Raw genomic sequence first — 4,969 nt, 5'->3', positions numbered from 1 at the left:
AGCCGATGAAGAAGATGTTGGAATAGCCCTGCTCGCAGACCTCGTCCACGGCAGCCTCAATCTGAGGACGGAGAGCGAGGGCATCGCTCACAACCTTCTCGTAACGAGGCTCATCGAAATTGAACATAGCAATTATCCCTTCGTTTAATAGAACGAAATTCGTTCCAATGACAACTTGTCATTTTGTTACGTATTAATACTTAATGGTCTAAATAAAAACCCTTCTAGGAAAGGAGGACCTGACTGTCTTTCATCTCGGCGAGTTTATGCTCGAATCCAAAGCCGCCGGGTTTAAGGCAATTTTTAGCTGAATAGTCAGCAGCGAACTCCATTGCATCCCGAATGATCCCCACATCGAGCGGTTGCTTTTTACTCCAGCCATGCGAGAGACAGCTCACAACAAACGCAGTGATATACGAATCTCCCGCGCCCATGGTGTCAAGCGCATCTACGGGTCTTATATTTCCCTGGTACCATCGGGAACCGTCAAAGAACACAGGCCCCGCAGATCCCCGTGTAGCAATCGTGTAGCGACAACCATGCTCTATGGCCCTCTTCAATAGAACTTGAATCTGTTGATCGCTCTCGCCGGAACAGGAAAACAGACCAAGGGTTGTAGCAGGGCAAACAAGATCGAAATATGCGTCGGTTCGATACTTATCTTTAACGGAAAAGTCGTAAACCGCCACAGCGGGAAGATCTTGAACTAGGTGCACATCATCCTGCAGCTTTGCATTGACGCTGGTAAAAACCGCATCGAATCCCTGAAGAAACTTGATATCAGAATCGTTGATGTGGGTTTTGTGCGCCCAGCAAGCCCCTGTATCGTAACCAACTTCGACACGTTCACCGTCGTAAACATTTACATCGCAAGTCTTGGTTGTCGCTTTTTCAGGCATAGATGATTGCGAAAGGTCAACGTTCAGCGAAGAAAGGGCATCGGTGATTATTCGCCCTCCCAGGTCGTTGCCGATCTCCCCAATATACGCAGCCTGTGCGCCAAGCATGCTTGCATGGGCAGCGACGTTTACGGCATTGCCACCAGGATACATAACGCCTTTGTTGAGATAGCGATCAATAACGTTGTCGCCAATTGCTGCGATTTTCACCTCAACGCCTCCCATCACGTACGGTCTTTATTAGTACTCGACCTTGCGGTAATAACGGCGGATGTCGAGCGAATGGTCACGAATTTCCTCGAAATTCTTGCTCACACGCGAGAGAATGGCATTGAGCACCACCGGAGAAAGCATCCAGCGGAATTCATCACTGATACCCGGCAACTCATAATCATGTGTATCGAATACGGTGAAATCATCCGCATATTGCTTACAGAAGCGTGCAACGCGCTCATCAAGAGGCCTAGTCTGCGCCTCCGTCATTGCGAGCGCGACACAAACGCCCGGCTCAACAAGTTCGATAGTGCCATGGAAGAACTCAGGCGATGTAACGGATTTGGTGCGCAGCCATTGGGACTCCTCGAGCACACACATGGCAAACGAATACGTGGGGCCCCACAGATTGCCAGAACCGATCCAGATCTGATACGGGTCGTCCTTGTGCTTCAGAGCATATGCGCGAGCCATCTCGTCAGCGTTCTTGCCGACGGAAACGAGAGCAGCAGGGAGATTCACAAGCTCATCAGCGAAGCGATCGTAGTCATCGAAAAAGCCCCTGTTCTTGAGAATCTTTCCAATCAGAAGGTACAGCACGAGCTCCATAGGACGACCCTGCTTATAGATCACTCCATAATCGGAAAGTTCACCAAGCGGTGAACCGTCCACGCCAAGCGTAGAGACAATGGTGCAGCCTGCGTCTTTTGCCGCCTTTGCCGCCGCGACCGTCTCTTTGGTGTCGCCCGACTTGGACGCCATGAACGCCAAGGTCCCCTTACCGATGCGCCGATTGCCAACCGTGAGGAAATCTGCCGAAACTTGGGACTGGACGGGAATATCGGACATAACAGAAACCATATAGTCAAACGGCTGCATCATCGCAAGCGAGCCACCTGACGAGGTGAAGAAAATCGAATCGAAACCCTTTTCGCAAATTTCGTCAGCAATGCGTTCAATTTCGGCACGTTGATTGTAGATATAAGCACCGTTATCGAGAATTGCCTGTTCATCAAATGAAACCATGAGATATACCTTTCTAATTCAATTGGGCCAGACGGCGAAATCAACCATTTAGATTGCAAACACTCCGAAGAAGGAGCCGACGATACCAACCGCCATGAGAATAACGAGAATCCAGGCAATTTTGACCTTGTGCTGGACGAGTTCGTAAACTCCAAGTGTCACAAGCAGCGGCAGCAGGCTCGGCATGATACCGTCGATGATGCTTTGGATAGTCTGCGCACTGTCGCCGGTACCGAGAGAACCAGCCACGCTGACCGATACAAGGTTGGGCACCATAGCGCCGATAACCATAAGACCGAGAATTGCAGCCCCCATAGTGAGCTTTGGCATAAGACCAGATTTCTCGATCTTGCTCAAGAAACTGGTTCCGAATCCATAGCCCCATTTAAGGCAGAACCAACGAATCAGATAATGCGGAACATTGAATACGACAAGGAAGAGAAGCGGGCCGAGAATGTTACCCTGCATAGCAAGCGACACACCCAAGCCAGTGGCGATGACACGCAACGTTCCCCAGAACAGAGAGTCACCGATGCCGGCCAGCGGGCTCATAAGAGCGGCCTTTACGCTGTTGATGGAGGATTCGTCAAAATCCTCTTCGTTAGCGTTTGCCTCTTCCATCGCTGCCGAAATGCCCAGAATTAATGTTGAGACATAAGGAGTGGTGTTGAAGAACTCCATGTGACGCTTAGCAGCAGCAGCCTGGTCATCCTTATTCTTATACACGCGACGAATGATGGGAAGCATGGAGAAGCAGTATCCCATGTGCTGCTGGCGCTCGTAGTTCCAGGAGTACTCCATCGTAAGCGAACGGAAAAATACCGATTTTAGATCACGCTTTGTAATCTTGTTGGAACTGGTGTCATTAGAAGTCGTCATCGTCGAAGCTCCCTTCCGAACTAAGCTGTGGCGTCTGAGCAATGAAGTTTGGCTGGACCACCACGAGGATTACTGCGAGGCAAAGCCCAATGATGGCAATACCAAGGATTGGAATGCTCATGTAGGCACAGAGCGCAAACCCGAGCACGAAGAAAATAGCAGTCTGCTTGTTGACAATCATTGAAGCGAGCAGTGCAATGCCGAGCGCAGGGATGAATCCACCCGCAATAACCAGGCCGTTACTTACAAACTCGGGAATTGCGTTAAGCACCGCGTTCATAACCGGCGTTCCGAGATAGAAAGCAAGGGAGCACACGAAAAAGCGAGGAAGCGATTTGACGATGAATCCACCAAGCAGATGCATCCGCTCCATACCTTTGAGGTCGCCCTTTGCCACGCAGTCGTCCGCTTTATGGACGAAAAACGGCATCACGATCAGCGTAAGCGCGTTATCAATGATGAGATAAAGCGACGCAATCGGGAAAGCGAGTGTCAGCGCAACTTCAGCGCCTTGACCCGTCGAAATTGCAAAGGCAGTGCCCAAAATACCACCGGTGATAACGTCAGGCGGAACGGCCGCCCCGATGGTAACCGATCCAATGAACACCATTTCAAGCGTGGCGCCGACAATAATGCCCGTCTGCAAATCACCCATCACAAGACCGATGAGGACGCCCGTGACAATCGGGCGAGAAGCAAGGCAAGTGCCAAGTGCCCACTCAAATGTCACGCACATTGCGACGAGGCCGATAAGGATCGCTTGAGTCAACATGAGGGATCCCCTTTCTATTGTATGTGCTTAAATCAAAATCTTCTCGTCTCTAGGTACCTGCCTGATCTCCACCTCGATTCCGGCATCACTGAGCTCATGTAGAAGCTCCACGTCGCGATCGGTAGCGAAAACCGTTGAAGATAGGCGTACATCTGCACCCTCACGCGGCTTCGTTCCTCCAATGTTGATATGCTCGATTTCGCTGTAGCCCTTTGCCAGGCGGTAAGCATCTTCGATGCTTTCAACGACAATGAACAAGCGGTACTTATCGGTCACACCGCTCCTAAGAGCCTCGATAGAATCATCGACCGATTTGATAACCAATTTGACGCCTGCCGGACGTGCCAGCTTAAGCGTCGTCTTGCGCACGTCATCTTTCACAACCGCATCGCAGGCAATCAAAATGCAATTGGTGTCAAGCTCTTGCGTCCAAGTCATGGCAACCTGACCATGAAGCAAGCGATGGTCAACTCTCAGCAGCTTAATCATCTTTGTTCCTTTCTCAAAAATCCTCGTCTTCTTCTACCGAATTTGGCAGCGAACATAGGCATGTGCCCTTTTGGCGGACACTTGAAACCAATGCAGCGAGCTCGGCGTCATCAAGTGTGCTCAATTTCGAAAACACTTCGAGCACTAGTGGTAGCGACATGCCGGCAATGAGCCTTAGAGAATCGTCACCCAACCTTTCCATAAAAGCGTTATTCACTGACCCACCATAGACATCAGTGATGACAATCCACTGGTCTGCTGGGTCGCGAGAACGGTCCCAAAAATCTATCAACTCGTTTACATCCATCGTGTCCTCATCGACATATGCGCATAGCACCTTAACGCGAGGATCTTCACCGCAAAATAGCTGGAGCGTTTCACGCATCGCTCTAGCAAGTGGCCCATGGCTGGCCAAGAGCAACTTCCTCATTTATCTCCCAATCTCAGTCAATCATCTGTTAATAGAACGTTATATTTTGTATTGTTATCTACAGTATCCTCGAAACTTTCGCTTTGTCAAGACAGATCAATCAAGCTTCCTAAGCGGTAATAATTCGCCCGTAAGGGGGTGCGGACAGAAAGTTGGACCGCGGGGCGGTCCGGACTGGAGGTTCGCATGTACAGCAGGGAGAAGGTCGAGCTCTTCCTCCTGGCGACGGAGGACGGCATGGGGCCGACCGCCGCCGCGAAG

6 protein-coding genes are annotated in these 4,969 nt (G+C 50.6%); all 6 read right to left on the bottom strand.

Features of this window, described 5'->3' with window-relative positions:
• Positions 1-224: 224 nt before the first annotated feature.
• The 6 genes from AAAX32_RS09915 to AAAX32_RS09890 are packed head-to-tail and all read right to left on the bottom strand — an operon-like array spanning position 225 to position 4,708.
• Entirely contained in the window at positions 225-1,109 is an 885-nt protein-coding gene (locus AAAX32_RS09915) for a PfkB family carbohydrate kinase (RefSeq protein WP_349100732.1), read from the bottom strand.
• Positions 1,110-1,139: 30 nt separating this feature from the next.
• On the bottom strand, positions 1,140-2,138 hold the full coding sequence (locus tag AAAX32_RS09910; protein WP_055310759.1) for an SIS domain-containing protein: 999 nt from the start codon (positions 2,136-2,138) through the stop codon (positions 1,140-1,142).
• A gap of 48 nt (positions 2,139-2,186) precedes the next feature.
• Positions 2,187-3,017, bottom strand: a complete 831-nt coding sequence (locus AAAX32_RS09905; RefSeq protein WP_055310758.1) for a PTS system mannose/fructose/sorbose family transporter subunit IID — start codon at positions 3,015-3,017, stop codon at positions 2,187-2,189.
• Positions 3,004-3,789, bottom strand: a complete 786-nt coding sequence (locus AAAX32_RS09900) for a PTS sugar transporter subunit IIC (protein ID WP_055310757.1) — start codon at positions 3,787-3,789, stop codon at positions 3,004-3,006. The genes AAAX32_RS09905 and AAAX32_RS09900 overlap by 14 nt, the downstream gene beginning before the upstream one ends.
• Positions 3,790-3,816: 27 nt before the next feature.
• Positions 3,817-4,278 carry a PTS sugar transporter subunit IIB gene (locus AAAX32_RS09895; RefSeq protein ID WP_099432598.1) on the bottom strand — a complete coding sequence of 154 codons (462 nt, stop codon included), beginning with the start codon at positions 4,276-4,278 and terminating at the stop codon, positions 3,817-3,819.
• A 13-nt stretch (positions 4,279-4,291) separates the two neighbouring features.
• Positions 4,292-4,708: a hypothetical protein gene (locus AAAX32_RS09890; RefSeq protein WP_055287649.1), complete on the bottom strand. Its 417-nt coding sequence runs from the start codon at positions 4,706-4,708 to the stop codon at positions 4,292-4,294.
• Positions 4,709-4,969: the final 261 nt, after the last annotated feature.

The sequence above is a fragment of the Collinsella sp. CLA-ER-H3 genome, from assembly GCF_040092425.1.
In the GTDB taxonomy this organism is placed as follows: Bacteria; Actinomycetota; Coriobacteriia; order Coriobacteriales; family Coriobacteriaceae; genus Collinsella.
The sequence above is the reverse complement of the archived record's forward strand: the minus strand, read 5'-3'. Positions and strand labels throughout refer to the sequence as shown.